At 68.9% G+C, this 24,163-nt stretch carries 25 protein-coding genes; 15 read left to right on the plus strand and 10 right to left on the minus strand.

Annotated features, from left to right (window positions below; genetic code table 11):
- Positions 1-50: 50 nt before the first annotated feature.
- Together AT701_RS07855 and AT701_RS07860 are read right to left on the minus strand one after the other, a co-directional pair.
- Positions 51-1,631: a flotillin family protein gene (locus tag AT701_RS07855; RefSeq protein WP_058125596.1), complete on the minus strand. Its 1,581-nt coding sequence runs from the start codon at positions 1,629-1,631 to the stop codon at positions 51-53.
- A gap of 24 nt (positions 1,632-1,655) precedes the next feature.
- A complete protein-coding gene (locus tag AT701_RS07860; RefSeq protein ID WP_003892908.1) occupies positions 1,656-2,153 on the minus strand; it encodes an NfeD family membrane protein in 498 nt (165 codons plus the stop codon).
- Between the two features lie 356 nt (positions 2,154-2,509).
- Here AT701_RS07860 and infA point away from each other — a divergent pair, with 356 nt between their 5' ends.
- The 8 genes from infA to truA all read left to right on the plus strand — a co-directional run bounded on the left by infA (position 2,510) and on the right by truA (position 7,218).
- The gene (gene infA / locus AT701_RS07865) at positions 2,510-2,731 is read left to right on the plus strand and encodes a translation initiation factor IF-1 (protein ID WP_003886926.1); all 222 of its coding nucleotides are present in this window, start codon (positions 2,510-2,512) and stop codon (positions 2,729-2,731) included.
- A gap of 82 nt (positions 2,732-2,813) precedes the next feature.
- On the plus strand, positions 2,814-2,927 hold the full coding sequence (rpmJ, locus tag AT701_RS07870) for a 50S ribosomal protein L36 (protein ID WP_003879483.1): 114 nt from the start codon (positions 2,814-2,816) through the stop codon (positions 2,925-2,927).
- A 186-nt stretch (positions 2,928-3,113) separates the two neighbouring features.
- Positions 3,114-3,488, plus strand: a complete 375-nt coding sequence (gene rpsM, locus AT701_RS07875; protein WP_004571523.1) for a 30S ribosomal protein S13 — start codon at positions 3,114-3,116, stop codon at positions 3,486-3,488.
- Positions 3,489-3,493: 5 nt separating this feature from the next.
- Entirely contained in the window at positions 3,494-3,910 is a 417-nt protein-coding gene (gene rpsK / locus AT701_RS07880; protein ID WP_003892910.1) for a 30S ribosomal protein S11, read from the plus strand.
- A 25-nt stretch (positions 3,911-3,935) separates the two neighbouring features.
- A complete protein-coding gene (gene rpsD, locus AT701_RS07885; protein ID WP_003892911.1) occupies positions 3,936-4,541 on the plus strand; it encodes a 30S ribosomal protein S4 in 606 nt (201 codons plus the stop codon).
- Between the two features lie 91 nt (positions 4,542-4,632).
- Entirely contained in the window at positions 4,633-5,685 is a 1,053-nt protein-coding gene (locus tag AT701_RS07890) for a DNA-directed RNA polymerase subunit alpha (RefSeq protein ID WP_003892912.1), read from the plus strand.
- 74 nt (positions 5,686-5,759) lie between these two features.
- Positions 5,760-6,323: a 50S ribosomal protein L17 gene (gene rplQ / locus AT701_RS07895; RefSeq protein WP_058125597.1), complete on the plus strand. Its 564-nt coding sequence runs from the start codon at positions 5,760-5,762 to the stop codon at positions 6,321-6,323.
- Positions 6,310-7,218, plus strand: coding sequence for a tRNA pseudouridine(38-40) synthase TruA (truA, locus tag AT701_RS07900; protein WP_413232153.1), 909 nt, complete (start codon positions 6,310-6,312; stop codon positions 7,216-7,218). The genes rplQ and truA overlap by 14 nt, the downstream gene beginning before the upstream one ends.
- On the opposite strand, the gene AT701_RS07905 is transcribed toward truA, so the two are convergent.
- The 4 genes from AT701_RS07905 to AT701_RS07920 all read right to left on the minus strand — a co-directional run bounded on the left by AT701_RS07905 (position 7,215) and on the right by AT701_RS07920 (position 10,448).
- Complete coding sequence (locus tag AT701_RS07905) at positions 7,215-7,907, minus strand: cutinase family protein (RefSeq protein ID WP_058125599.1); 693 nt, start codon at positions 7,905-7,907, stop codon at positions 7,215-7,217. The two genes, truA and AT701_RS07905, sit on opposite strands and share 4 nt — an antisense overlap.
- A gap of 63 nt (positions 7,908-7,970) precedes the next feature.
- On the minus strand, positions 7,971-8,645 hold the full coding sequence (locus AT701_RS07910; protein WP_011727721.1) for a cutinase family protein: 675 nt from the start codon (positions 8,643-8,645) through the stop codon (positions 7,971-7,973).
- Between the two features lie 36 nt (positions 8,646-8,681).
- Complete coding sequence (locus AT701_RS07915; RefSeq protein ID WP_165447246.1) at positions 8,682-9,353, minus strand: cutinase family protein; 672 nt, start codon at positions 9,351-9,353, stop codon at positions 8,682-8,684.
- A gap of 15 nt (positions 9,354-9,368) precedes the next feature.
- Positions 9,369-10,448 (minus strand): EamA family transporter, encoded by a 1,080-nt coding sequence (locus AT701_RS07920; protein ID WP_058125600.1) that lies wholly within the window; start codon positions 10,446-10,448, stop codon positions 9,369-9,371.
- A gap of 70 nt (positions 10,449-10,518) precedes the next feature.
- Between AT701_RS07920 and AT701_RS07925 the strand changes: the two genes are divergently transcribed.
- Positions 10,519-11,079, plus strand: coding sequence for a CGNR zinc finger domain-containing protein (locus AT701_RS07925; RefSeq protein ID WP_058125601.1), 561 nt, complete (start codon positions 10,519-10,521; stop codon positions 11,077-11,079).
- Positions 11,080-11,100: 21 nt separating this feature from the next.
- Here the strand turns inward: AT701_RS07925 and AT701_RS07930 are convergent, their stop codons facing one another.
- Positions 11,101-11,421, minus strand: coding sequence for a putative quinol monooxygenase (locus tag AT701_RS07930; RefSeq protein WP_058127570.1), 321 nt, complete (start codon positions 11,419-11,421; stop codon positions 11,101-11,103).
- Between the two features lie 137 nt (positions 11,422-11,558).
- Here AT701_RS07930 and eccB point away from each other — a divergent pair, with 137 nt between their 5' ends.
- Positions 11,559-12,935: a type VII secretion protein EccB gene (eccB, locus tag AT701_RS07935; protein WP_058125602.1), complete on the plus strand. Its 1,377-nt coding sequence runs from the start codon at positions 11,559-11,561 to the stop codon at positions 12,933-12,935.
- On the opposite strand, the gene mycP4 is transcribed toward eccB, so the two are convergent.
- Together mycP4 and eccD are read right to left on the minus strand one after the other, a co-directional pair.
- Positions 12,900-14,228: a type VII secretion system ESX-4 serine protease mycosin MycP4 gene (gene mycP4 / locus AT701_RS07940; RefSeq protein ID WP_081319420.1), complete on the minus strand. Its 1,329-nt coding sequence runs from the start codon at positions 14,226-14,228 to the stop codon at positions 12,900-12,902. The genes eccB and mycP4 overlap by 36 nt on opposite strands.
- On the minus strand, positions 14,225-15,535 hold the full coding sequence (eccD, locus tag AT701_RS07945) for a type VII secretion integral membrane protein EccD (protein WP_223495437.1): 1,311 nt from the start codon (positions 15,533-15,535) through the stop codon (positions 14,225-14,227). The genes mycP4 and eccD overlap by 4 nt, the downstream gene beginning before the upstream one ends.
- A 121-nt stretch (positions 15,536-15,656) precedes the next feature.
- On the opposite strand from eccD, the gene eccCb reads away from it, so the two are divergent.
- The 4 genes from eccCb (at position 15,657) to AT701_RS07965 (ending at position 21,088) form a co-directional block, all read left to right on the plus strand.
- The gene (eccCb, locus tag AT701_RS07950; RefSeq protein ID WP_058125605.1) at positions 15,657-19,292 is read left to right on the plus strand and encodes a type VII secretion protein EccCb; all 3,636 of its coding nucleotides are present in this window, start codon (positions 15,657-15,659) and stop codon (positions 19,290-19,292) included.
- Positions 19,277-20,383, plus strand: a complete 1,107-nt coding sequence (locus tag AT701_RS07955; RefSeq protein WP_058125606.1) for a type VII secretion-associated protein — start codon at positions 19,277-19,279, stop codon at positions 20,381-20,383. Before eccCb ends, AT701_RS07955 begins: the two co-directional genes overlap by 16 nt.
- A 72-nt stretch (positions 20,384-20,455) precedes the next feature.
- Entirely contained in the window at positions 20,456-20,767 is a 312-nt protein-coding gene (locus tag AT701_RS07960) for a WXG100 family type VII secretion target (protein ID WP_003892926.1), read from the plus strand.
- Between the two features lie 24 nt (positions 20,768-20,791).
- Complete coding sequence (locus AT701_RS07965; RefSeq protein WP_058125607.1) at positions 20,792-21,088, plus strand: WXG100 family type VII secretion target; 297 nt, start codon at positions 20,792-20,794, stop codon at positions 21,086-21,088.
- Positions 21,089-21,157: 69 nt separating this feature from the next.
- Here AT701_RS07965 and AT701_RS07970 read toward each other — a convergent pair whose 3' ends face one another.
- Positions 21,158-22,540, minus strand: coding sequence for a DEAD/DEAH box helicase (locus AT701_RS07970; protein ID WP_011727728.1), 1,383 nt, complete (start codon positions 22,538-22,540; stop codon positions 21,158-21,160).
- A 264-nt stretch (positions 22,541-22,804) separates the two neighbouring features.
- Between AT701_RS07970 and AT701_RS07980 the strand changes: the two genes are divergently transcribed.
- A complete protein-coding gene (locus tag AT701_RS07980) occupies positions 22,805-24,097 on the plus strand; it encodes a helix-turn-helix domain-containing protein (protein WP_042510567.1) in 1,293 nt (430 codons plus the stop codon).
- Positions 24,098-24,163 lie beyond the last annotated feature (66 nt).

Raw genomic sequence — 24,163 nt, forward strand, 5'->3', positions numbered from 1 at the left:
CACCGGGAGCTACCGAGTGCCCCGGGTCGGCACGCCGAGCCGCCGGCCGGCTACTCGGCCGGCGCGGTCGCCGCGATGTCGCCGTTGGTGGCAGGCGGCGTGGACACGTTGGACCCGTTCGGGCCGGTCGACGCGCCGGAGCCGCCCAGCAGGGCAGCGACGTCGACGCCTGAGCTCTTGAGCGACTCGATGATCTTGGCGACGGCGAGCGGGCTGACGCCCAGCAAACCGCCCACGGCGTCCTGGGTGTCGCCGGAGCCACCGATGATCGACAGTCGCTCGATCTCGGCGAGCGGGGAGGCGGCCGCCTCGGTCGCTTTGACGACCGAATTGAGCACGTCGGGCAGCATCAGCAGGCGGGCCGCATCGGCCGTGTAGCTGTTGAGCGCCGCGGCTATCTCCTTCTTACCGTTGGCCTCGGCGAGCAGCTTGGCCTCGATACCGGCGGCCTCGGCTTGCTGCTCGACGCGCAGCGCGTCGGCGAGTTCCTTCTTACCTGCGGCCTCGGCGACCAGGTTGGCCTGCAGCGAGTCGGCCTCGGCCTGACGCTCGACGCGCAGCGCGTCGGCGGCGGCCTTGCGGGCGTCGGCCTCGGCCTGACCGGCGCGGCGCTTGGCCTCCGCGGCGGCCTCGGCGGCCAGGATCGCGGCCTGGCGCTGGCCTTCGGCGCGGGCGACGTCGGCCTGGCGCTGCGCCTCGGCGGGCGCGATCACGTCGGCCTGCAGTGCGGCCTGTGCCTGCTCGCTGCGGCGCTGCTCGACCTCGATGCGGGCCTGCACGCGCGCGGCCTCGGCCTGCTCGATCGCGATGCCGACGTCCTTCTGTGCGCGGGCGTTGGCCAGCGGGCCGGCCTGATCGGCCTGGGCGTTCTCGGCCTCGGTCTGTGCACGCAGGCGGGCGAGCTCGACGTCGCGTTTCTGGTTGGCCGACGCGATGGCGGTGTCGGCCTCGGCCTGGGCGATCGACCCTTCCTGACGGGCCTTGGCGGACTGGATCTGGGCGTCGCGTTCGGCCTCGGCGGTGCCGACGGTGGCGTCGCGCTTGACCTCGGCGATGCGCCGCTGACCCAGCGACTCCAGGTAGCCGTTGCGGTCGGAGATGCCCGCGATCTTGAGGACGTCGACCTCCATGCCGATGCGCGCCAGGTCGGCGCCGGCCTCCTCGACCACGCTGCGGGCCAGGGTGTCGCGGTTGGAGTTGAGGTCCTCGACGGTCATGGTCGCGGTGATGCCGCGGAGGCTTCCGGCCAGGATCTCGTTGATCTGGCGTTGCAGTTCGTTGAGGTCGGAGGTGAGGAAGCGCTGCACCGCGGTCTGCACGGCCTCGTCGGCCGAGCCGATGCGGACCAGGCCGACGGCCTCGACGTTGACCGGGACACCGTTGTTGGACAACGCGTTCTGCAGGTTGATGCTCACGTTGAACGGCTCGAGGCTCATGATGTCGACGCGCTCGATGCCGGGCATGCGGAAGCGGGCCCCGCCGCGCACGACCTTGGGTGCGCCGCGGCCGGTGAACACCGCGACCTCGTTCGGCGGCACCTTGATGTAGTTCTTGACGTAGATCAGTGGCACCACGACCAGGATCAGGATGGCCGCGATGGCGGCCAGGACGACGATGAGCAGCGTGGACACGGTGGTGGCCTTTCTACGGCTGGATCAGGGCTCGGGTACTGCGACGACGTGGACCGAATCGGCGTCGATGTCGGCGATGTAGACGCGGGTGGATTTCGGCAGCGGCGTGGGTTCGTCGCTCTTGGCGCGGGAGAAGACGCGGTTGCCGTCGGCGTCGACGAACGACACCTCGCCCCATCCGCCCGCAGGGACTTCGAGGGTGACCGTGCCGAGCAGTCCTATGTAGGACGACCGGCCGCGGTGTGAGTTGGCCTGCTGCTTGCGCAGGTAGGGGAGCAGTGCGCCGTTGAGCACGAACGCCAGGCCCAGCGCGCTCGCGCCGGCGAGCAGGGCCGTGGGAACCGTGCCGAGCCCGCCCCAGATGCCGAGCAGGCCGCCGGTGCCCGCGCCGACCAGCGCAGCCGAGATGCCGGTGAGGCTCAGGAAGGGCATGCCGTCGCCGTGGCCGACGTCGGCGAGCAGCAGAGCGGTCAGAACGGAAACGCCGCCGACGATGAACGCCGCCAAGTACACAGCCGTCACGTGTTGTCGTCTCCGGTCTCGCGTCGGGGCAGCGCGGTTCGAAACGGGCCGCTCACGGACCATGACCCCCGAGTCCGCGAGCGACGTGGCTCACTGCACACATTCTCTCGTGCCGACGGGCCACCTGTGCGCACTATTATTTTTCTGCGGTGCTGGCCAGCCGCGATTTCGGTGGATTTTGGCGATGGCCGATCAGCGGGTATTGTGGACCAACGGTGCGGTCTCCGTGCTGACTTTTTGCGTGCCCGTCCAGGAGTTCCTGGAATTCTGTCGATTCGGCTCACGTTCACAAGTCGGATGGATGCTGCGCCAGGCGGGCGCACGATACGAAACGAAAGCAAGGATCGCCAGACAGTATGGCCAAGAAAGACGGTGCCATCGAGGTCGAGGGCCGCGTGATCGAACCTCTGCCCAATGCGATGTTCCGCATTGAGTTGGAGAACGGACACAAGGTTCTGGCCCACATCAGCGGCAAGATGCGGCAGCACTACATCCGCATCCTGCCCGAGGACCGCGTCGTGGTGGAGCTCTCTCCGTACGACCTGTCCCGGGGCCGCATCGTGTACCGGTACAAGTGACAACCAGCCCGACAAGGTAACGACGAGAACTTGGCGCGCTCTACAAGCGCGTCAACGAGAGATCAGAAGGATCGAAGAAGCCGTGAAGGTGAACCCGAGCGTCAAGCCCATCTGCGACAAGTGCAGGGTGATCCGCCGGCATGGGCGGGTCATGGTGATCTGCAGCGATCCGCGCCACAAGCAGCGGCAGGGCTGATCCCCTCCGAGGGATCTCTGCCGTAGACGGCGAACGCTCACAACTGAATGCAGACCTCCCAGCGCCACTGAGTGGATAGGCCGCTCAGCACGTCCGGTACGGAGGCCGGACCCCGGAGAGTCCCTCAAGGGACTGTCGGGAACGGACTGGGAACAGACCTCCGCATAGAAGAAGGAATACCGCCACATGGCAAGGCTCGTGGGCGTCGATCTTCCGCGCGACAAGCGCATGGAGATCGCGCTGACCTACATCTACGGCATCGGCCGTACCCGCTCGAACGAGATTCTCGCTGCGACGGGCATCGACAAGAACATGCGCACCAAGGACCTGACCGACGATCAGGTGACTGTTCTGCGTGACTACATCGAAGGCAACCTCAAGGTCGAGGGTGACCTGCGCCGCGAAGTGCAGGCCGACATCCGCCGCAAGATCGAGATCGGTTGCTACCAGGGCCTGCGCCACCGCCGTGGCCTGCCCGTGCGTGGACAGCGCACCAAGACCAACGCGCGCACCCGCAAGGGTCCGAAGCGCACCATCGCCGGCAAGAAGAAGGCCAGGTAATCCGGATGGCACAGGCAAAGAAGGGCGGCACGGCCGCCAAGAAGGGTCAGAAGACCCGCCGCAGGGAAAAGAAGAACGTCCCGCACGGCGCCGCTCACATCAAGAGCACGTTCAACAACACGATCGTGTCGATCACCGATCCCCAGGGCAACGTCATCGCCTGGGCGTCCTCGGGTCACGTGGGCTTCAAGGGCTCGCGTAAGTCCACCCCGTTCGCCGCGCAGCTGGCCGCCGAGAACGCTGCCCGCAAGGCGCAGGAGCACGGTGTGAAGAAGGTCGACGTGTTCGTCAAGGGCCCGGGTTCGGGCCGTGAGACCGCCATCCGCTCGCTGCAGGCCGCAGGCCTCGAGGTGGGCACGATCTCCGATGTCACCCCGCAGCCGCACAACGGTTGCCGTCCGCCGAAGCGGCGCCGGGTCTAAGAGAGAGTCAGGAGAGGAATAACAAATGGCTCGTTATACCGGACCCGCCACCCGCAAGTCGCGCCGTCTCGGCGTCGACCTCGTCGGCGGAGACCAGTCGTTCGAGAAGCGCCCCTACCCGCCCGGCCAGCACGGCCGCGCGCGGATCAAGGAGAGCGAATACCGTCAGCAGCTGCAGGAGAAGCAGAAGGCCCGCTTCAGCTACGGCGTGATGGAGAAGCAGTTCCGTCGCTACTACGAAGAGGCCAACCGGCAGCCCGGCAAGACCGGTGACAACCTGCTGCGCATCCTCGAGAGCCGGCTGGACAACGTCGTGTACCGGGCAGGCCTGGCCCGCACGCGTCGCATGGCGCGCCAGCTGGTCAGCCACGGCCACTTCCTGGTCAACGGCGTGAAGGTCGACATCCCCAGCTACCGCGTCTCGCAGTACGACATCATCGATGTCAAGGAGAAGTCGCTCAACACGCTGCCGTTCCAGATCGCGCGGGAGACCGCGGGCGAGCGCCCGATCCCGTCGTGGCTGCAGGTCGTGGGTGAGCGTCAGCGCATCCTCGTCCACCAGCTGCCCGAGCGCGCGCAGATCGACGTGCCGCTCACCGAGCAGCTCATCGTCGAGCTCTACTCGAAGTAAGAGAAGGCCCGCGCCGGTTCCGACCTGTCGGGGCGGCGCGGGCACCACCTACCGGCATCAAATAGCGGGTGTCGAGAAGGAGTAAGAAAAAATGCTGATCTCTCAGCGTCCCACCCTGTCCGAAGAGACCGTTGCCGAGAACCGTTCGCGGTTCGTCATCGAGCCTCTGGAGCCCGGTTTCGGTTACACCCTGGGCAACTCGCTGCGGCGCACGCTGCTGTCGTCCATCCCGGGCGCAGCGGTCACCAGCATCCGCATCGACGGTGTGCTGCACGAGTTCACCACCGTCCCCGGGGTCAAGGAAGACGTCACCGACATCATCCTGAACCTCAAGGGCCTGGTCGTGTCGTCCGATGACGACGAGCCGGTCACCATGTACCTGCGCAAGCAGGGCCCCGGTGTCGTCACCGCCGGTGACATCGTCCCGCCCGCAGGCGTGACGGTGCACAACCCGGACATGCACATCGCCACCCTGAACGACAAGGGCAAGCTCGAGGTCGAGCTCGTCGTCGAGCGCGGCCGTGGCTACGTGCCCGCCGTGCAGAACAAGGCCTCGGGTGCCGAGATCGGCCGCATCCCGGTCGATTCCATCTACTCGCCGGTGCTCAAGGTCACCTACAAGGTGGAGGCGACCCGTGTCGAGCAGCGCACCGACTTCGACAAGCTGATCATCGACGTCGAGACCAAGAACTCGATCAGCCCCCGCGACGCGCTCGCGTCGGCCGGTGGCACGCTCGTCGAACTGTTCGGTCTGGCACGCGAACTCAACGCCGATTCCGAGCACATCGAGATCGGCCCGTCGCCTGCCGAGGCCGACCACATCGCGTCGTTCGCACTGCCCATCGACGACCTGGACCTCACGGTGCGGTCGTACAACTGCCTCAAGCGCGAGGGTGTGCACACGGTGGGCGAGCTCGTCGCCCGCACGGAGTCCGACCTGCTGGACATCCGTAACTTCGGCCAGAAGTCCATCGACGAGGTGAAGATCAAGCTGCACCAGCTGGGTCTCTCGCTGAAGGACAGCCCGGCCACGTTCGATCCGTCCGAGGTCGCCGGTTACGACGCCGCCACCGGCACCTGGACCAGCGACGCCGGCTACGACCTGGACGACAACCAGGACTACGCCGAGACCGAGCAGCTTTAATCCACAGTTCTCGCAAGAGAATCCGTCCCGGTCCTACCTGATACGGGGGCCGGCCCCATCTAGGAGAAGTCGCAATGCCCAAGCCCACCAAGGGCCCTCGCCTCGGCGGGTCGTCCTCGCACCAGAGCGCGCTGCTGGCCAACCTCGCCACGTCGCTGTTCGAGCACGGCCGCATCAAGACGACCGAGCCGAAGGCACGCGCGCTGCGGCCGTACGCGGAGAAGCTGATCACGCACGCCAAGAAGGGTGCTCTGCACAACCGGCGTGAGGTCATGAAGAAGATCCGTGACAAGGATGTCGTGCACACCCTGTTCGCGGAGATCGGCCCCTTTTACGCCGATCGCAACGGCGGCTACACCCGCATCATCAAGGTCGAGAACCGCAAGGGCGACAACGCCCCCATGGCGGTCATCGAGCTGGTGCGGGAGAAGACCGTGACCGACGAGGCGAACCGGGCACGTCGCGCGGCTGCTTCGCAGGCCAAGGCCGACGAAAGGGCCGACGAGAAGGCCGACGAAAAGGCTGAGGAGACGGTCGAAGAGACCGCCGAGGCACCTGCTGAGGAGAGCACCGAGGCTGCTGCCGAGGAGATCGCCGAGGCCGCCGAGGAGTCCGAAGCCAAGGATGACACCAAGTAGTCATCAGGACACACGCAACATGCCCGCCATCGAATCCGGTGGCGGGCATGTTCGTCTTCGCCTCGACATCGCCTACGACGGGACCGATTTCGCGGGCTGGGCCGTGCAGGCCGGCCAGCGCACGGTCGCCGGGGTGATCGACGAGGCGCTGACGACGGTGTTCCGCACGCCCGTGGTGACGCGCGTCGCCGGCCGCACCGACACCGGCGTCCACGCCACCGGCCAGGTCGCGCATGTCGATGTCCCGGCCGAGGCGTTGCCGCACGCCTATCCGCGGCACACGCGTCCCACCGATGCCGAGTTCACGCCGCTGGTGCGGCGGCTCGCGGGCTTCCTGCCTGCCGATGTGCGGGTCCGCGACATCGTGCGTGCGCCTGCGGGTTTCGACGCGCGGTTCTCGGCGCTGCGCCGCCACTACGTCTACCGGCTCACCACCGCTCCGTACGGGCCCGAACCGCAGGAGACGCGGTTCGTCACGCCGTGGACCCGCCCGCTCGACGTCGACGCCATGAACGCCGCCGCACAGGAACTGCTGGGCCTCAACGACTTCGCGGCGTTCTGCCGGTACCGGGCCGGTGCCACCACGATCCGGGACCTGCAGCGGCTGGAGTGGGTGCGCAACGGCTTCTACATCAACGCCTACGTCACGGCCGACGCGTTCTGCTGGAACATGGTGCGCTCACTCGTGGGCGCGCTGCTGAAGGTGGGGGAGGGGCGGCGCTCCCCGGAATGGACTGCCGAACTGCTCGGCGCCACAAGCCGATCCAGCGAGTTCCCGGCCGCGCCTGCGCGCGGGCTCACCCTGGCAGCCGTCGACTACCCGCCTGACGACGAGCTGGAGGCGCGCAACGTCGTCACACGCGACGTGCGCACCATCGACCAGAGCCGCGACTAGAGCTTGCTCGCCACGAAATCGGCGGCCTGGTTCACCATCCCGCCGCTGATGTAGGCACCCGCGAGGTGATCGGGCCAGTTGTTCTGCCACGTGTTCGGATCGGCCGGGTTGCAGATCGGGTCCGCACCGTGGCACAGCTCGATGGTGCGGTCGTTGTAGACCGGGCTGAAGTTGGTGATCGGGCCCACCCAGGCCGCGCCGTTACCGAACAACGCGACCGCGGCGATGTGCTGATCGGCGCCTGCGGGCAGCGGGTTCTTGAACCCGAACGCCGTGAACGGCACCGCCAGCACCACGTCGGCGACCGCGGCGCCCAGCGAGTACCCGCCGATCACGAGCCGCGTGTTGGGGCAGTTGTCCATCATGTACTTGATGCGGTTGCTCATGTCGTTGGCGCCGACGTCCACCTCGGTGTCGGCGGGATACTTCACCGCGTAGACGTTCATGGACTTCTTGACCTTCGGGCGCAACGCGTTGACGAACGCATTGCCCAGGGTGCCCACGCCCGCCGGTTCGGTGCGTCCGCGGGCGAAGATGACCTCGACGTCCGCGCACTGGGCCGCACCGGCCATGGGGAGACCCCGGGTCGTCACCGTCGGGGCGACCACGAGAGCGACGGCGGTCGCCGCGACGATGACGACCGCGGAAAGCCACTTCAGGAGCTGGGGGCTGCTGGAATGTTCGACCACCTAAGCGATCGTAGCGGACAAGATCGGCGCGGCCCCAGGACTTTTTGACGTAGCTGCCGAAAGCTACAGCAACCCGGCCACGAAAGCGGCGGCCTGATTCGCCGGACCACCGTCGTAGGCGCGGTGCGCGGGCACGCTGTCACCACTGCCGCACACCGGGTCGCCCGCGTTGCACAGGTCGATGGCGCGCGAGCCGTACACCGGGCTGGCGGTCAACGGCAGGCCCAGCTTCGCCGACGGGTTACCGAACACCGCGACCGCAGCCACGTGTTCGGGAACGTTGGCCGGCAGCGGGGCATTGAAGCCGATCGCCGGGAACGGCACGGCCGCGATCACGTCGATCACGGCGGCACCCTGCGAGTAGCCGCCCAGCACCAGCCGCGTGTTCGGGCAGTTGTTGACCATCCACTGCACGTGGCCACTCGCGTCGTTGGCGCCGTCGGCCGCGGCCAGGAAGTCGTAGCTGGCCGGGTAGTTCACCGCGTAGGTGCCCACCGATCGCCCACCGACCTTGCCGCGCAACGCTTGCACGAACGCGTTGCCGATCCGCCCGATGCCCGGTGACTCGTCGGTGCCACGGGCGAAGACGACCTCGATATCCGGACAGTCGGCAGCCCGCGCGGCACCGAGCGCGCCGGTGGGTGCGTGCGCCGCAAGGGGTGCGGCGAGCATGACGGTTGCGATCAGCGCGGCAGCCGCGACGAGCCGGGCGCGACGAAAAACAAGATCAAGGGACACACAGCATAGTAACTGCGAATCGCTGGATTCGAATCCCTAAACCAGCCCCGCGATCAGGCCCGCTGCCTGCGGGATGAACGGCGAGCTCTCGTAATGCGTGTGCGCGAACGGGTTCCGGCCGTCCGAACAGATCGGGTCGCCGTCGCTGCATGCGTCGATCGCGCGGCCGCCGAACCGGCTGGTGACCGGGATGCCGAACTTGGCCGACGGGTTGCCGAACACCGCGACGGCCGCGACGTTGTTCATGAGGTTGCTCGGCAGCGGCGGGGCGGAACCGAAGTTGCCCACCTTGTTGCCCAGGGGCGGGATCCCCAGCAGCATGTCGACCACGGCCGCGCCCTGCGAGTAGCCGCCCAGCACGACGCGTGTCGACGGGCACTGTTCGGCCAGCGTCGCGATGCGGTTGGTGGCGTCGTTGGCGCCGTCGGCCGCGGCCAGGAAGTCGTACGTGGCGGGGTAGTTCACGCCGTAGGTGCTGACCGTGCGGCCGCCGACCTGATTGCGGATCGCATCGGTCAGCGCCTGGCCGACGCGGCCGATACCGGCGGGTTCACTCGTGCCGCGCGCGAACACCACCTCGATGTCGGAGCAGGGCTCTGCGGAGGCGACCGGGGCGGGGCCTGTGGCCAGCGCGGCACCGGCGCACAGGACTGCTGAGGCGAACGCGGCCAACCGGGCCGGCTTCCGGAGGGAAATCACGATCGCCATCGTCACACAAAATGCTTAGCCGCGGCTAATCGTTTCGTCGAACGCCGTGCCGTGTGCTGGCGTTTCGGGCCAGCATGCGTCGCAGATCTCGTCTGAGATGTCGTCTGAGATGTCGTCGGTGATCTGGTCGGCGCGCCGCTCGCTGCGGTCACCCTGGCGGGCCAGCGCGAGACCCAGCAGTACCACCGCACCGCCGACGGCCTGGATGGGCGTCATGGCCTCGCCAACCATGATCCACGCGATGATGACGGCGAACATCACCTCGGACAGGCCCACCAGCGAGGCGAACCGGGGCTTGAGCCGCGCGATGCCGATGATCCCGAGCGTGTAGGCCAGCGCGGTGGGGATCAGCCCGAGTGCGATCACCGGAACCACCCACGAGGTCTCGAAGCCGCCGAGCTTCACGGGGTTGGTGGCGAAGGTCATGGGCATGATGCCGGTGGTGCCGATCGCCGCGACCGTGACGGCGCCGACGACCAGACCGCCCGCGGCCAGGCTGTACGGGTGCAGGCCGTCACCGTCGCTGTCGACATTGTTGGACATCATGAAGTAGCACGCCGCGCACACCGCCGCGGCCAGGCCGAAGCCCACGCCGACGAGGTTGATGTGCGCGCCGCTGAACACGTCGAGCACCAGCATGATGCCGATGACGGCCAGCGCGACGCCGCCGAAGGTGCCCGCGCTGGGGCGCCGCTTGGTGACGGCCCACACCCAGCCGACGACGAGGACCGGCGCGGTGTACTCCAGCAGCAGGGCCACACCGACCGACAGGTGCGCGACGGCGTTGTAGTAGAAGAACTGGGCGCCCGCGATCGGGATCAGCCCGTAGGCGATCACCGTGCGGGAGTGCTGCAGGGCCTCTTTGATCCAACCGGGACGGGCGAAGGTCGCGAAGATCGCCATGAGCAGCGCGCCGCCGGCCAGCCGTGCGGTCACCGCGGCCGTGGGGCTCCAGCCGGCCTCGATGAGAGCCTTGGCGAACGGTCCCGACGAGCCGAACGCGAGCGCCGAGCCGACCGCGAACAGCAGGCCGAGCCGGAACTGGTTCCCGGATGTGGTCGAATCGACGTGGGCAGGACTGGTCGCAGTGGCCATCGGTACACCCCCTCAAGGCATGTCATGAGTAAAATTTGCTTTGGTCATGACGTTAGAGCGGAAGGGAGTCATGAGTCAAACGATTTTCACTCATGACACGGAGATCACACTCCGGGCTGCCGCCGAGCTGGTTAACAGTGACCGCGTCGACGGCGAGCAACTCGCCGACATGCAGTCCCTCGATGCGTACCTGGACCACTTCGGCTGGACCGGCCGGCGTGACCGCGACGACGCCGAACTGCAGTCTGTGCAACGCCTGCGCGATCGTCTCGGCGCGATCTGGACCGCCGCCGACGACGAGGAAGAGGCGGTCCGGTTGGTCAATGCACTGCTGAGCGAGACCAAGGCCTCACCGTGGCTGACCCGCCACCCCGAGATGCCCGATTGGCACCTGCACCTTGCGTCGGTGGACGACCCGCTGTGGCAGCGCATGGGCGCCGAGATCGCGATGGCGATCGCCGACGTGATCCGCGGCGGCGAACTGCGCCGGCTCAAGATCTGCGCGGCGCCGGACTGCGAGGCGGTGCTGACCGACCTGTCGAAGAACCGGTCCAAGCGGTTCTGCGACACCGGCAACTGCGGCAACCGTCAGCACGTCGCGGCCTACCGGCAGCGCCTGCGCGGGGAGTGACGGGTTCGGGATCCGGCCCGTTCAGGGCACGGCCATCTCCGCCATCTCCGACCAGTCCGTCGCCTCGATGGTCTGGCTGATGATCTGCGGCGCGGCCGCCAGGTAGGCCGGAGTTTCCTCGATGAACTTCTTAAAGTGCGCACTGGTGACGTGGGCGTGGCCGGCGCCGTCGCGGAATCCCTCGACCAGAACGTAGACCGCGGGATCGTCGAGACTGCGTGACCACTCGAACCACAGATTGCCCGGCTCGTCGCGTGTGGCGGCCGTGAACTCGGCGACCTTGTCGGGGAACGTCTCGGCGTACTCGGGCTTGGCGGTGAACTTGACGACGATGAAAATCACGGGTGCCTCCTGATCGTGGATCACCCGGAGTAACGGTGCGGCCGCCAGGTGGGTTCTGATGGGTTTCGTTCACAGCACGGTGAAAACGCTGCGCCGAGCACCGCATGGACCGGGTTAGGGTCAGATCCGGGGGACATATGGCACGGCAACCGGTTACGCGCCTTGAGCGCAGCGGGCGGCGCTTCTTGATTCGGCGGACCATGCATGCGTTGGTGCGCGGCGACGCCAGGATGATCGACGATCCGCTACGCGCGCAATCGGTTTCATTCGCCGCGGGATGCATCGTGACGGTGCTCGCCGCGGTGGTGTCCGCGGTGCTGGCCCTCGTTCGCCCCGGTGACACCCTGAGCGACGCGCCGATCCTGCTGGCGCGGAACTCGGGTGCGTTGCACGTGCGCATCGGCGACACCGTGCATCCGGTGCTCAATCTGGCTTCGGCGCGGCTGATCGTGCAGAACCCGGCCGACCCCGTCCTGGTCGACGATGCCGCGATCGACGCCGCGCCGCGGGGCCCACTGGTCGGCATCCCCGGCGCACCTGCCCGCATCCACCCGCCGCTGAGCGCAGACGAGATCACGTGGGCCCTGTGCGAGGATCTCGCGTCGGAGTCCACCACGCTGATCGCGGGCCGCTCGGGGCTGGCGCCCCTGCGGCCCGGCCGGGCGGTGCCGGTCGCCGCGCGCGGTGCGGTGACGACGTACCTCCTGTTCGACGGCCGCAAGGCCCAGGTGGATCTGCGTGAGGGCGCCGTGGTGCGCGCATTACGACTGGAAGACGTTACACCGGTGCCGGTTTCACCCACACTGCTCGACAGTGTGCCGGAGGCTCCTGCCGTCCGCGCGCCCATGATCCCGGATGTGGGCGCGCCGGGGCCGCCCGCGGTGAACGGCCTGCCCGTCGGATCCGTGGTGCGCGTATCGCGTGCGGTGCCCGACGACTCCGCGCGCGGCGAGGAATTCTTCGTCGTGCTCACGGGTGGTCTGCAACGCGTCGACCGTGTGGTCGCCGACCTCATCCGGTTCACCTATCCGCAACCCGACGGCGAACCGCCGCTGCTCGCGGCCGACGTGATCGCCGGGGTTCCGCACGTCGAAACCGTGGCCATACCCGCGGTGCCGCACGGACTGTCCCAGCGCACCCGCGTGCTGTGCGCGGCCTGGGACCCGCGCGGCAACCAGACCGCGCTGCTCTTCGGCGAGGCCGTCAGGGGTGCGACACTCGAACTGGCGCAGTCGGATTCCGCAGGACCCAACATCGACAACATCGGAGTGCCCGCCGGACGAAGCGTGTTGGTCGAGGCCACCGGGCTCGCCGGCGGGCGCGGTCCGCTGTATCTGCTCACCGATCACGGTGTGCTGCACGGCATCCAGGATGCCGACGCGGCCCGGCATCTCGGTCTCACCGGTCCCGCCGTACCGGCGCCCTGGGCAATGCTGGCGATGTTGCCCCGCGGCCCCGAACTCAGCAGTGCGGCAGCGTCAGTCGCCCGTGATGCCCTGCCGTCCACGTCGTGACAGCATGACCGTCGCCAGTGCCACCGCGACGCACAACGCGCCGCCGCCGAACGCGATCCGGCGTGGCCCGGTGTCCTCGGGAGACGGTGCGGGCGGCGCGACCATCGCGGTGTTGCGCGCAGGAGGCGCGAGGGCAGGCGCGTCGCCGCTGACCGCGGCAAGCGGGTCGACCACACCGCTGCCCACCGCGGCATCCCATCCACGCGGTGGGCGTACCGCGGTCGCCTCGATGCGGCGCATCACCTCCCGTGCGCTGAGGTGGGGAAACCGCGACCGCACGAGGGCGGCGACACCCGCCACGAACGGCGCGGCGTAGCTGGTGCCCGAGATCGGTTTGTCCGGACCCAGACTCGCGATGAGTCCGTCGCCGTCCGGATGCAGCGACACCACCTGTTCGCCGGGCGCTGCGATGTCGACCCACGGACCGGCCAGGCTGAAACTCGATGCGGTGCCGTCCGCCGCCACCGACCCGACACACAGCACCAGATCGTCGTACCATCCTGGGCTGGTCACCGACTGCACGTCGTCCCACCCCGGTGCGTCGAGCGGATTCTGGTGACGGCACTGCCGGGCCCCGACGTTGCCCGCCGCGGCGACCACCACGACGTTCTTGACGTCGACCGCATACGCCAGCGCCGCGCCGAGCGGGCGATCGTCGAATCCGGCATCGGCCGTATCGGTGTCAGGATCGGCGTCGACGCAGGCGACCGACGAGATGTTGATGACCGTCGCACCGAGATCCGCCGCGGTGCGCACGGCCTTCGCCAGTGTTCCCACGTCGCCCACACCCGAACCGCCCGCGTCATCGGCAAACCGGTTGCTGGACTGGCGGATCGCGAGAATGGTCGCCTCGGGCGCGACACCGCTGAAACCGTCAGGTGTCGCCGCCCCGCCGATGATGCCCGCCACGATCGTGCCGTGGCCATCGCAGTCTGCGGTGCCGTCGCCGTTCGAGACGTAATCGCCGCCGCCGACGAGCCGGGGTAGCCACCGGTGGCGTGCGACACCGGTGTCGATCACCGCGACAACCTGACCCCGACCACGCGTCAGACGCCACACCGGTTCCAGAGCTGGTGACGATGAACGGGTTTCGTCGTCGTCGCGGCCTCGGTTGTCGAAGCACGGGCGGCGCTGCTCGGTCGGATGTGGTGGGGCCGGCGGTGCCGCAGGAGGCAGATACGCGTCGTCGACGGTGGGCGGGGTGACCGCGGCGGCCGGTGGCGCCGGCACGAGGGTTAGTGACACCACGGCAACGGTCATGAGCGTCGCGGTGACGCGTTGCGCGACCATCACATCCCGAACCCGCGCACCACGTCGAAAATGCCCGCGAGCCAGCACGCGAGCGGTGCCACAGCAGCCAGCGCCACGTACTCCGCGGCGTCGGCGATGCGGAGAATGCCCGCGTTTGTCAGCGACGCCGGGCCCAGTGAACACATTGCCGCCAGCCCGACGGCGACCGCCGCCGCACCCACCCAGTTCCCGTACTGCGGGGACCACGCCACCACGAGGACGAACATGGCGGTCAGCGCGCAGAACCCGGTGACCCCCAGCGCTGTTCGGCATCGCCCCGAGGCGTGGCTGCGCCCACGTGACAACAGCGCCAGACCGATCGCCGCATCGAACGCGATCGCCGCGAACGTCACGGATCCGTACCCGCCGGCCGCGACCGACACCGCTCCGAGGGCCGCGGCCGCGGAAGCTCCCGCGACCAGTCCACACAGGATCCGGTGCCCCCGCGCGGCAACGACGTCCACGTCACCCGCCGGGGACGCCTCGCCGGGTGTCAGACCCGCGAGGATGATCGACATGCGCGGCGACAGCGACAACGCCGCGATACCGAGCGCGCCCAGACACGCGCCGAACGCCTGTACATCGAGCGGGAACAGGGCAGCCACCGCGGCGCCGATCCCGGCGATGATCGCGAACGCGACGACGGCGTGCATGGTCTCGACCGACCCGTCGGTGAGTCGCAACAGCACCACACCCAGCGATGCCGCCGCGGCCGCGGCCAGAAACACATTGCCGGGACCCGAATCTGAGGGCACCGCCACGAAACCGAGGATCGCCACCGACGCGACCGCGAGGCTCTGCACGGACGTGGCGGCCGCCGCGGTGAGGGCCAGACGGCGTGACGCGAACGCGACCGCGGTGACGGCGACGGCCACCACCGCCGCGACGATCACCCGCGTCGGGCCGCCGGTCCCGATTCCGGCGCACAGCACCGCGGCCATCCCCACCGCACATGTCCACAGGCCGGCGAACATGCGCGACGTGGGCGGCGGCGTAGGCGTGGGCGCCGCGGCGGTCAGGGCATGGATCAGCCCGTAGGACCTGGGCGCCACCGGCACCCGCGCGGTCAGCACCAGCACGGCACCGTCGTGGACCTCGTTCTGCGCCAGCGTCATCGACTCGTCGAGCGGCGCGCCGCCCGGTGGCGCCAGATACCAGCGCCTCGGCAGATCGCCCGGTGCGCCGACGGCGGCGACGATCGACGGCAGCAGCTGGCCAACGGTCATGGCAGCGGGCAGCACGAGGTCCGCGGCGCTCGCGTGATCGGCCGCCGTGCAATGGATCGATACCCGGTACAACGATTCCGGCATCACATCACCCCCCGGTCGACGCCAGTGCATTTCACGGTAACCGAGCACGCAGCGGAGCAAGCGCACGAATTTTGTGTTGTGGAAATGGAACTGACGGCGCCTCGCGTGCGTCCAAACGTTGATGGAGAAAACCGGCCGATCAGATGCTGGCACCGGTGAAGTGCTCATCGATGCCCCACCGGAGGTTCCGCGCGCGACACCGGTGCCCGTGGTGACGCGCGTGCTTCCCGTGGTGCTCGTGGTCGCCATGGTGGGAATGATGGTGGTGTACTTCCGGTCCGGTGTGGCCACCGGCCGTGGGCCCGCGGTCATGTTCTTCCCGGTGATGATGGCGATGTCGGTGCTCGCGACGCTGGCGTACAGCCTGCGGGGGAACGGCGGAAGCGCCGAACTCGAACGTGACCGGCGCGAATACCTGCGTTACCTCGACGGTCTCGACGTCCTCGCCGCCGAGACCGCATGCGCGCAGTGGCAGATGTTGCACGACACCTTCCCGGAGCCCGCGGTGCTGTGGATGCTCGTCGACAGTGACCGGCGTTGGGAACGCGACACCGGACATCGGCACTTCCTGGAGGTCCGCATCGGTATGGGGACGCGTCCCCTGCAGACCCGGCTCGTGGCACCGGAATCGACCGGCGGCGCCGAACGGGACCCGGTCACCGTCGAAGCGCTGGAAGCCCTGCTGCGCGCGCGATCGACGGTCGACGACGTCCCAGTCACCGTGCGACTCGGCGGCCACTACCGGTTGACCGGGCCGGACGAACAGGTCGGCGGCCTGGTGCGGGCGGTGCTGTGCCAATTGGCCACCTGGCACAGCCCCCGCGACGTCAAGATCGCCGCAGCCCTGCACGCCGACGACCGATGGGACTGGCTGAAGTGGCTGCCGCACCACACGAACGCGCCATACGACGGCGCCGCACACCTGGTGATCGTGGCCGACTCGCCGGTGAGCGATACGCTCCCCGACGGCGCCACGGTGCTCGGCCTGGGATCGGACGCCACGGACGCTTCGGCCACCCGCATCGACGTCGAGCACGACGAGGTGCGCATCGCAACCGTCAGCGCCCGGCCCGACACCATGACGACCGAGCAGGCACTGGCATGCGCGCGTCGCCTGGCACGATACCGAGCAGAGGCGGCATCGGCGCGGCGATCGGACTGGGCCAACCTGCTCGGTGTCGACGACATCTCACACCTCGACATCGAGCGAGTGTGGCAGAACCTGGATCCCCGACAGCGCCTGCGCGTTCCGATCGGTATCTCCGACCACGAAGTCCGCGTCGACCTGGACCTCAACGAGGCCGCGCGGGGCGGCAGCGGACCCCACGGCCTGTGCATAGGGGCCACCGGATCGGGAAAGTCCGAGTTCCTCCGTACCCTCGTGCTCGGCCTGATTACCACCCATTCACCCGATGCGCTCAACCTCGTGCTCGTCGACTTCAAGGGCGGCGCGACGTTCCTCGGCCTGGCGTCCGCACCACACATCAGCGCGCTGATCACCAACCTGTCGGACGAGGCGGCCATGGTGGCCCGGATGGCAGACGCGCTGGCCGGGGAGATGACGCGCAGGCAGGAACTGTTGCGTGCGGCCAACGTCGGCAGCGCCGCGGAGTACACACGCACGGACGGACGGCCACCCCTGCCGACATTGCTGGTGGTGGTCGACGAATTCTCCGAACTGCTCCATCAACAACCCGATTTCGCTGACCTGTTCGTCGCGATCGGCAGGCTCGGTCGCTCCCTCGGGATCCATCTGCTGCTGGCCAGCCAACGCCTCGACGAGGGCAGGCTGCGTGGCCTGGAATCGCACCTGTCCTACCGGATCTGTCTGAAGACCTTCTCGGCCGCCGAATCACGCGCCGTGCTCGGCGTCGCGGATGCCCACGATCTGCCGAACACACCGGGTGCGGCGTACCTGAAGACGCCGTCGGGCGAGATCACCCGATTCCAAACGGCTTTCGTGTCGGGACGGTATGACGTTGCGCCGGTGGACCGGCCCGATCACCGGGTGCGGCCGTTCACCGCGCGGCCACCCGCAGACCAGCTGTGCCGTTCCTCCACGCAGACCACGCTGGAGGCCACGGTGGCGCGGCTTCTCGGCCACGGCACACCCGCGCACCGTGTCTGGTTGTCACCCCTGCCTCGGGCGATACCGCTCAGCGACGTGCTCATGGCCGATCCCGAACCGCTCACGGCGGCGATCGGTCTGGTCGACCGCCCGTTCGAGCAGCGTCGCGACCGCCTGCTGGTCGATTTGTCCGGCGCGGCAGGCAACGTCGTGATCGTCGGCGGTCCGCAATCCGGGAAATCCACAGCCGCACGGACATTGATGGTGGCGCTGTCGGCCACCCACGACCCGGCCGATGTGCAGATGTACGGCCTGGACCTCGGTGGGGGCGCGCTCTGCGCGCTCACCGCGCTGCCGCACGTCGGTGCGGTCGCCGGGCGTCGCGACACCGACCTGGCACGACGCATCGTCACACAACTGCACGACGTGATCCGGGCGCGGGAGCGGACATTCGAGGTTCTGGGCGTGGACTCCATGGCCGACTACCGTGCGCGCCGCGCCGCGGGAGAGTGCCGTGACGATCCCTACGGTGACGTGTTCCTGGTGGTCGACGGATGGTCCACCCTGCGTACCGAGTTCGAGTCCCTCGAGAGCACCATCACGACACTGGCCGGCCAGGGACTGTCCTACGGTGTGCACGTCGTGGTGACCGCGGCGCGCTGGGCCGAACTACGCCCTGCACTCAAGGATCAACTCGGCACGCGCATCGAGTTGCGACTCGGCGACCCCGCGGAATCCGAGATGGACCGCCGACGGGCCCGCCACATCAGCCCTCTTCCCGGACGTGGCCTGACCCGCGACGGCCACGAACTGCTCATCGCGCTGCCGCGTCTGGACGGAACGGCCGACGAGCGCGGCCTGGCTGCGGCACTGACCCGCGTCGGCGAGGTCCTGCACACCCAGCACACGGGCGCGCACGCGCCGCGTGTTCGTCTGCTGCCGCGGCACGTAGCCGGTGACGATCTGGTGGGGCTTGGCGGTGACCGGCCTGCCACGCAGGTCGTGTTGGGCATCGGTGACGCCGAATTGGCTCCGGTGGCAGTCGACTTCGCCGAACAGTCCGATCTGGTCATCCTCGGTGACGCGGGATGCGGAAAGTCGACCACTCTGCGCGCACTGTGTGATCGCCTCGTCCGCACCAACGATCCCTCCGCGGTCCAGTTGCTCGTGGTCGACTACCGGCGGGAGATGCTCGACGCGGTCGGATCCGGTCATCTGCGCGGATACGCGGTGTCCGCCGGCGCACTGGAGACCGCGGTCGCCGACCTGATACGGACTCTTCGCGAGCGCATGCCCGGCCCCGACATCACACCGCGGCAACTGCGCGAGCGCACCTGGTGGACCGGCCCCGAACTCTATGTCGTGGTCGACGACTACGACCTGGTCGCGGCCGGAGCGGGCAATCCACTGACGTCTCTGCTCGACTTCGTGCCCCACGCACGCGATCTCGGGTTGCACCTCGTGATCGCCCGCCGCTCCGGGGGCGCTGCGCGCGCCATGTTCGATCCCGTCCTGTCGCGGCTCAAGGAACTGGGCTGCATGGGCCTGATGATGAGCGCATCCCCGGACGAAGGTGTGCTGCTGGGACCGGTGCGCCCGAGACCGCTACCACCGGGACGGGGGACCCTGCTCACCCGCGCCGGGCCCGAACAGTTGATCCAGGTGGCACTGCCGTGCGACGTGTCGTGACGGTCATCGAGGCGGGCCCCGTCGGTGTGCACCGGGCCGGGGCTGAATCCGGGCCCGTACCTGACGAACTCGCGCAGACCGCCCTGGAGTGCATCGACGATCAGTTCGCAATCGTCGACGACCATTTCGTCACCGTGGAGGATCTGTGGACCCGTGTGCTGGGCACCGGCCACGCCCGGGATGCGGTGGTGGTCCACCCCACGTGGTGGACGCCCAACCGCGTGACGCGGCTTCGTGACATCGCGACCACATGCGGTATCGGCCGCGTGGTCTCACGGGCGGAGGCGCTCGGCGCCGACGCGACCGGCGCGTCGTGGACGGTGATCGAGATCAGCACCGATCTCGTGTCGGTGACGCGCGACGGCGGTGTGCCGCAGTCGTGGACCCGCGGCGGGCATACCGAAGAGGCCGTCGTTGACGCGGTCTGCAGCGCCGTCGGTGACACACGCGACGTGATCCTCGACGTGCCGGACGATGTGCCCGGCGGGCGTGAACTCGCCCGCGCACTCACCCGCCGTGTGCGGTGCCGCCATGCGTCACCGGTCGACGTGTTGCAGCGAGCGGTCACCGACACCCCTGCACGTGAGCCGGAGCGCAGGCCGCGCAACGTGACCGTCGGTGTGGCCGCGGTGGCGATCATGGGAATGTGTACGACGCTCGCCGCGCACGAGCGGCCGACCGACACCGTGACCACCGGACTGGTCGAGGGACGTGTGGCGGTGCAGATACCCCGGGGCTGGCGCGTCGAACGTGTCACCGACGACGCCGGATCGCCTCGGCTGCAGGTGTTCTCACTGTCAGGCACGGACCCGGTCATCCACATCACGCAGTCACCGGTCGGGGCAGGGGACGTCGCGGACACCCTTCGGTACGCGCTCGAGCAGGCGCCTGCCGGGGTGTTCGTCGACTTCGACCCCGACGATCGCGTCGCCGACCGGCCCGCCATCACGTACCGGGAGGTTCGTGCGCACCGTGAGGTCCGGTGGGCCGTAGTGGTCGACGGCCCCGTCCGCATCGCCATCGGCTGCCAGGGCCGGGAGTTCCATGCCGCGTGCTCCGCGGCCGTCGCATCCGCACACGCGGCCTCTTAGAAAAAGATGGAACCGAACCCGTCGCCGCTGCGTCCAATTGTTATATCCCGCAAGACAACAGGAGGGGGACCGATGTCGACACCGCTGGGCGCCGATTTCGACGTGATGACCACTGTGGCAGGACAGATCGATGTGCGCAACGACGACATCCGGTCGATGCTGCAGACCTTCATCGGCCGCATGAACACCGTGCCGCCGACTGTGTGGGGTGGTGTCGCCGCGACCCGGTTCCGTGATGTCGTCGAGCGGTGGAACGCCGAATCGCTCACGCTGCACACCACGCTGCAACGCATCGCCGAGACCATCCGCCACAACGAACGCACGCTGCGCGAGGCCGCCGACGGTCACGCACAACGCCTCGGTGGCGTCGGCGAGACCCTCTGACCCGCAGACCCGGAAGGAAAACCCGTGAGCCAGTTGCTCTCATACGATTTCGGCGAGATCGAGTACACGGTCCGCCAAGAGATCCACGCCACGCACAACCGGTTCAACGCCGCGCTCGAGGAACTGCGGGCGCAGATCGCGCCGTTGCAGCAGGTCTGGACGCGTGAGGCCGCGGCGGCGTACCAGGTGGAGCAGGCCCGATGGAATCAGGCCGCCGCGGCGCTCAACGAGATCCTGTTCAGCCTCGGCAACGCGGTGCGTGACGGGTCCGACGAGGTGGCAGCCACCGACCGCAGCGCGGCCAACGCCTGGGGCGTCTGATCCCACAAATGCCTGTGCGGTCCCACCCGGTATGGAGAGGTCGGGTGGGACCGCACATTTCGCGCGTCTCTAGCGCGCGGACGACTCGTTGGAGCGGCGCGGCCTGCGGCCGCGGCCACCCCGGTGCGCACCACCACGTGCGGCGGCAGCGCCCTCGGACTGAGCGCCGTGGCCCGAACGTCCCGGGCGGCCCGACCCCTGCGGGCGGCTGCGGCGGGGCTGCGTCGAACGCGGACGGCTCGGTGTCGCGGCGGGCTCGGTGCGAATGGGCTCACCGAAAACCCGCTCACCCGGGGCGATTTCACGCAGCACCGGATGGTCGAGGCCGCTGATCCGGGTGATCGTGGGCTTGACGCCGGCCTTGCGGGTCAGGTTGCGCACGTCGTGCACCTGGGCGTCGAGCATGAGCGTCACCACGGTGCCCTCGTTGCCGGCACGCGCGGTGCGGCCCGAGCGGTGCAGGTACGCCTTGTGCTCGACCGGCGGGTCGGCGTGCACCACGAGGCTCACGTCGTCGACGTGGATGCCGCGCGCGGCGATGTCGGTGGCCACCATCACGGTCGCGGAGCCGTCCGAGAACGCCGTCAGGTTGCGCGTGCGCGCATTCTGCGACAGGTTCCCGTGCAGCTCGACCGCGGAGATGCCCCGCGAATTGAGTTGGCGGGTGAGGTTTTTCGCGCCGTGTTTGGTGCGCGCGAACACGATGGTGCGGCCGGGTGCCGCGGCCAGGTCGGCCACGACGTTGATGCGCGCGGCGTTGTCAACGTGCAGCACGTGGTGCACCATCGCCGACACGGGCGACTGCGCGGAATCCACGCTGTGCACCACCGGATCGTGCAGGTACCGCTTGACCAGCACGTCGACGCCCGCGTCGAGCGTGGCCGAGAACAGCAACCGCTGGCAGTGCTTGGGCGTGCGGTCCAGCAGACGCTTGACGCCCGGCAGGAAGCCCAGGTCGGCCATGTGGTCGGCCTCGTCGAGGATCGTGACCTCCACCGACGACAGATCGGCGTGGCGGGACTGCACGTGGTCTTCGAGCCGGCCGGGGCAGGCGATGACGATGTCCACACCGCGGCGCAGGGCCGCGATCTGAGGTCCGGCGCCCACACCGCCGAAGATGTTCACCGTGCGCAGGCCGGTCGCGGCCGCCAGCGGCGCCAGCGAGGCCTCGATCTGGGTGACCAACTCACGCGTCGGCGCGAGGATGACCGCGCGCGGCTTACCGGCGTCGCGGGGCGTGCCACTGGTGGCCAAGCGGGCGACCAGCGGCAGCAGGAAGGCATAGGTCTTGCCGGATCCGGTGCGGCCACGGCCGAGCACATCGCGGCCGTTCAGCGAGTCGGGAAGAGTCGCGGCCTGGATCGGGAACGGTGTGGTCACACCGTTCGCGGCAAGCGTGGACACGAGCTCGGCGGGAAGGCCGAGCTCGGCAAAGGTTTTCTGGGCAGACAAAAAGAAACTCCGAAATCTAGGCGGTGGTCCTGCCCGGCGCGGGTGACATCCCGCGGCGCTGGAGTTGATGATCAAGAAGGCGGCAGAGGCAGAACAGGCAAGCCGCCGGACTCCAACATACCCGTAACCGGCGGTTTTCCCGGCATCGGCGGCGCGACCTGTGGGTGATGCCACACCCACCGCGCTGGTCAACTATCCTGGCGGGCACGTGCCGGGGCCGGCGGGTCGGCCCGCACGCACAGGAGCGTGATCGCCGTGGCTTCAATGAGGAATGCAGGTGAACGGGTGCTGACCCGGCTGCCTGCCGCCAAGGTGCGTGCCATCCACGACCTCTTCATCGAGGGGCAGATCGACCCCGACTCCCTCAGATCGATGTCGCTGCCCCGAGTCGTCGTGGACAGTTGGCGACGCAGTCTCGAAGTGGGCGTCGACCCCGACAGCGGCGGCCGTACCGCCGCGGCCGAGGCCGCCCTGGCCGAGTTGCGTGCGACGCATCCGCTCGCCCCCACGCTGCCGCTGATCCGGCGCCTGCTGGTCGAGGACGCTGTCGACTCAGGTGTCGTCGTCGCGATCACGGCGGCCGACGGCACTCTGCTGTGGGTCGAGGGGGACCGGCAGGCGTGCCGCAAGGCCGAGGCGATGAACTTCGTGCCCGGCTCCGACTGGAGCGAACGCTCCGCGGGCACCAACGCACCCGGCACCGCGCTCACGCTGGACCGTGAGGTGCAGATCCGCGGAACCGAGCACTTCTCCCGCATCGTGCACCCGTGGAGTTGCACGGCCGTACCCGTCCACGACCCGGGGACCGGCGTGCTGCTGGGCGCCATCGACCTCACCGGCGGCTCCCGCGTCGCCTCACCCCAGACCCTCGCGCTGGTGCGCGCGACGGCCGTCGCCGTCGAGAACCATCTCGCGCTGCTGCGGTTGACCAACCCCGTCACCCCGGTCGCGCCGGAACGCCCCCGGCTGTCGGTGCTCGGCGGCGACCGGCCACGCTGGCAGACCACAGGTGAGGACGGACGTGCCCGCTCGGCCGTGCTGACCGGCAGGCACGCCGACATCCTGGTGCTGTTGAGCCGTCACCCGGAAGGACTGTCGGCCGACCATCTGGCGATCCTGCTCGACGACAAGGACCTCGACGTCGTGACGATCCGCGCCGAGATGTCCCGGCTGCGCCGCGTCATCGGGTCCAACTACATCGCGTCGCGGCCCTACCGGTTGTTGTCGCCGATCTGCAGCGACGTGGCCGACGTGTTCGACGCGTTGCAGTCCGGCGACGTCGCTGCCGCGTTGTCCGCCTATACCGGCGCGCTGCTGCCGCAGTCGGTGTCCCCGGCGATCGGGCGCCTGCGCACCGAACTGACCGCGAGCCTGCGCGAGGCGGTGCTGGCCCGCGCGGCCGTGGGCCGGCTGGACCTGCTGCGCCGCTGGCTGGAACTGCCCGATGGCCGTGACGACCGCGACGGGTGGCGCATGCTGCATGATCACGCCGACGACCCGGTCACCCGCGCGCAGGCCCTCGGGCACCTGGCGGGCCTGGATTCCGAACTCGCCTGAGTTCTCGCGCGTCGACAGCGACGCGGCAATCCGTGCAACCGTGGTGCAACCCCTGTTTGCCTACCT

It is taken from the genome of Mycolicibacterium smegmatis, assembly GCF_001457595.1.
GTDB classification, from domain to species: Bacteria; Actinomycetota; Actinomycetes; order Mycobacteriales; family Mycobacteriaceae; genus Mycobacterium; species Mycobacterium smegmatis.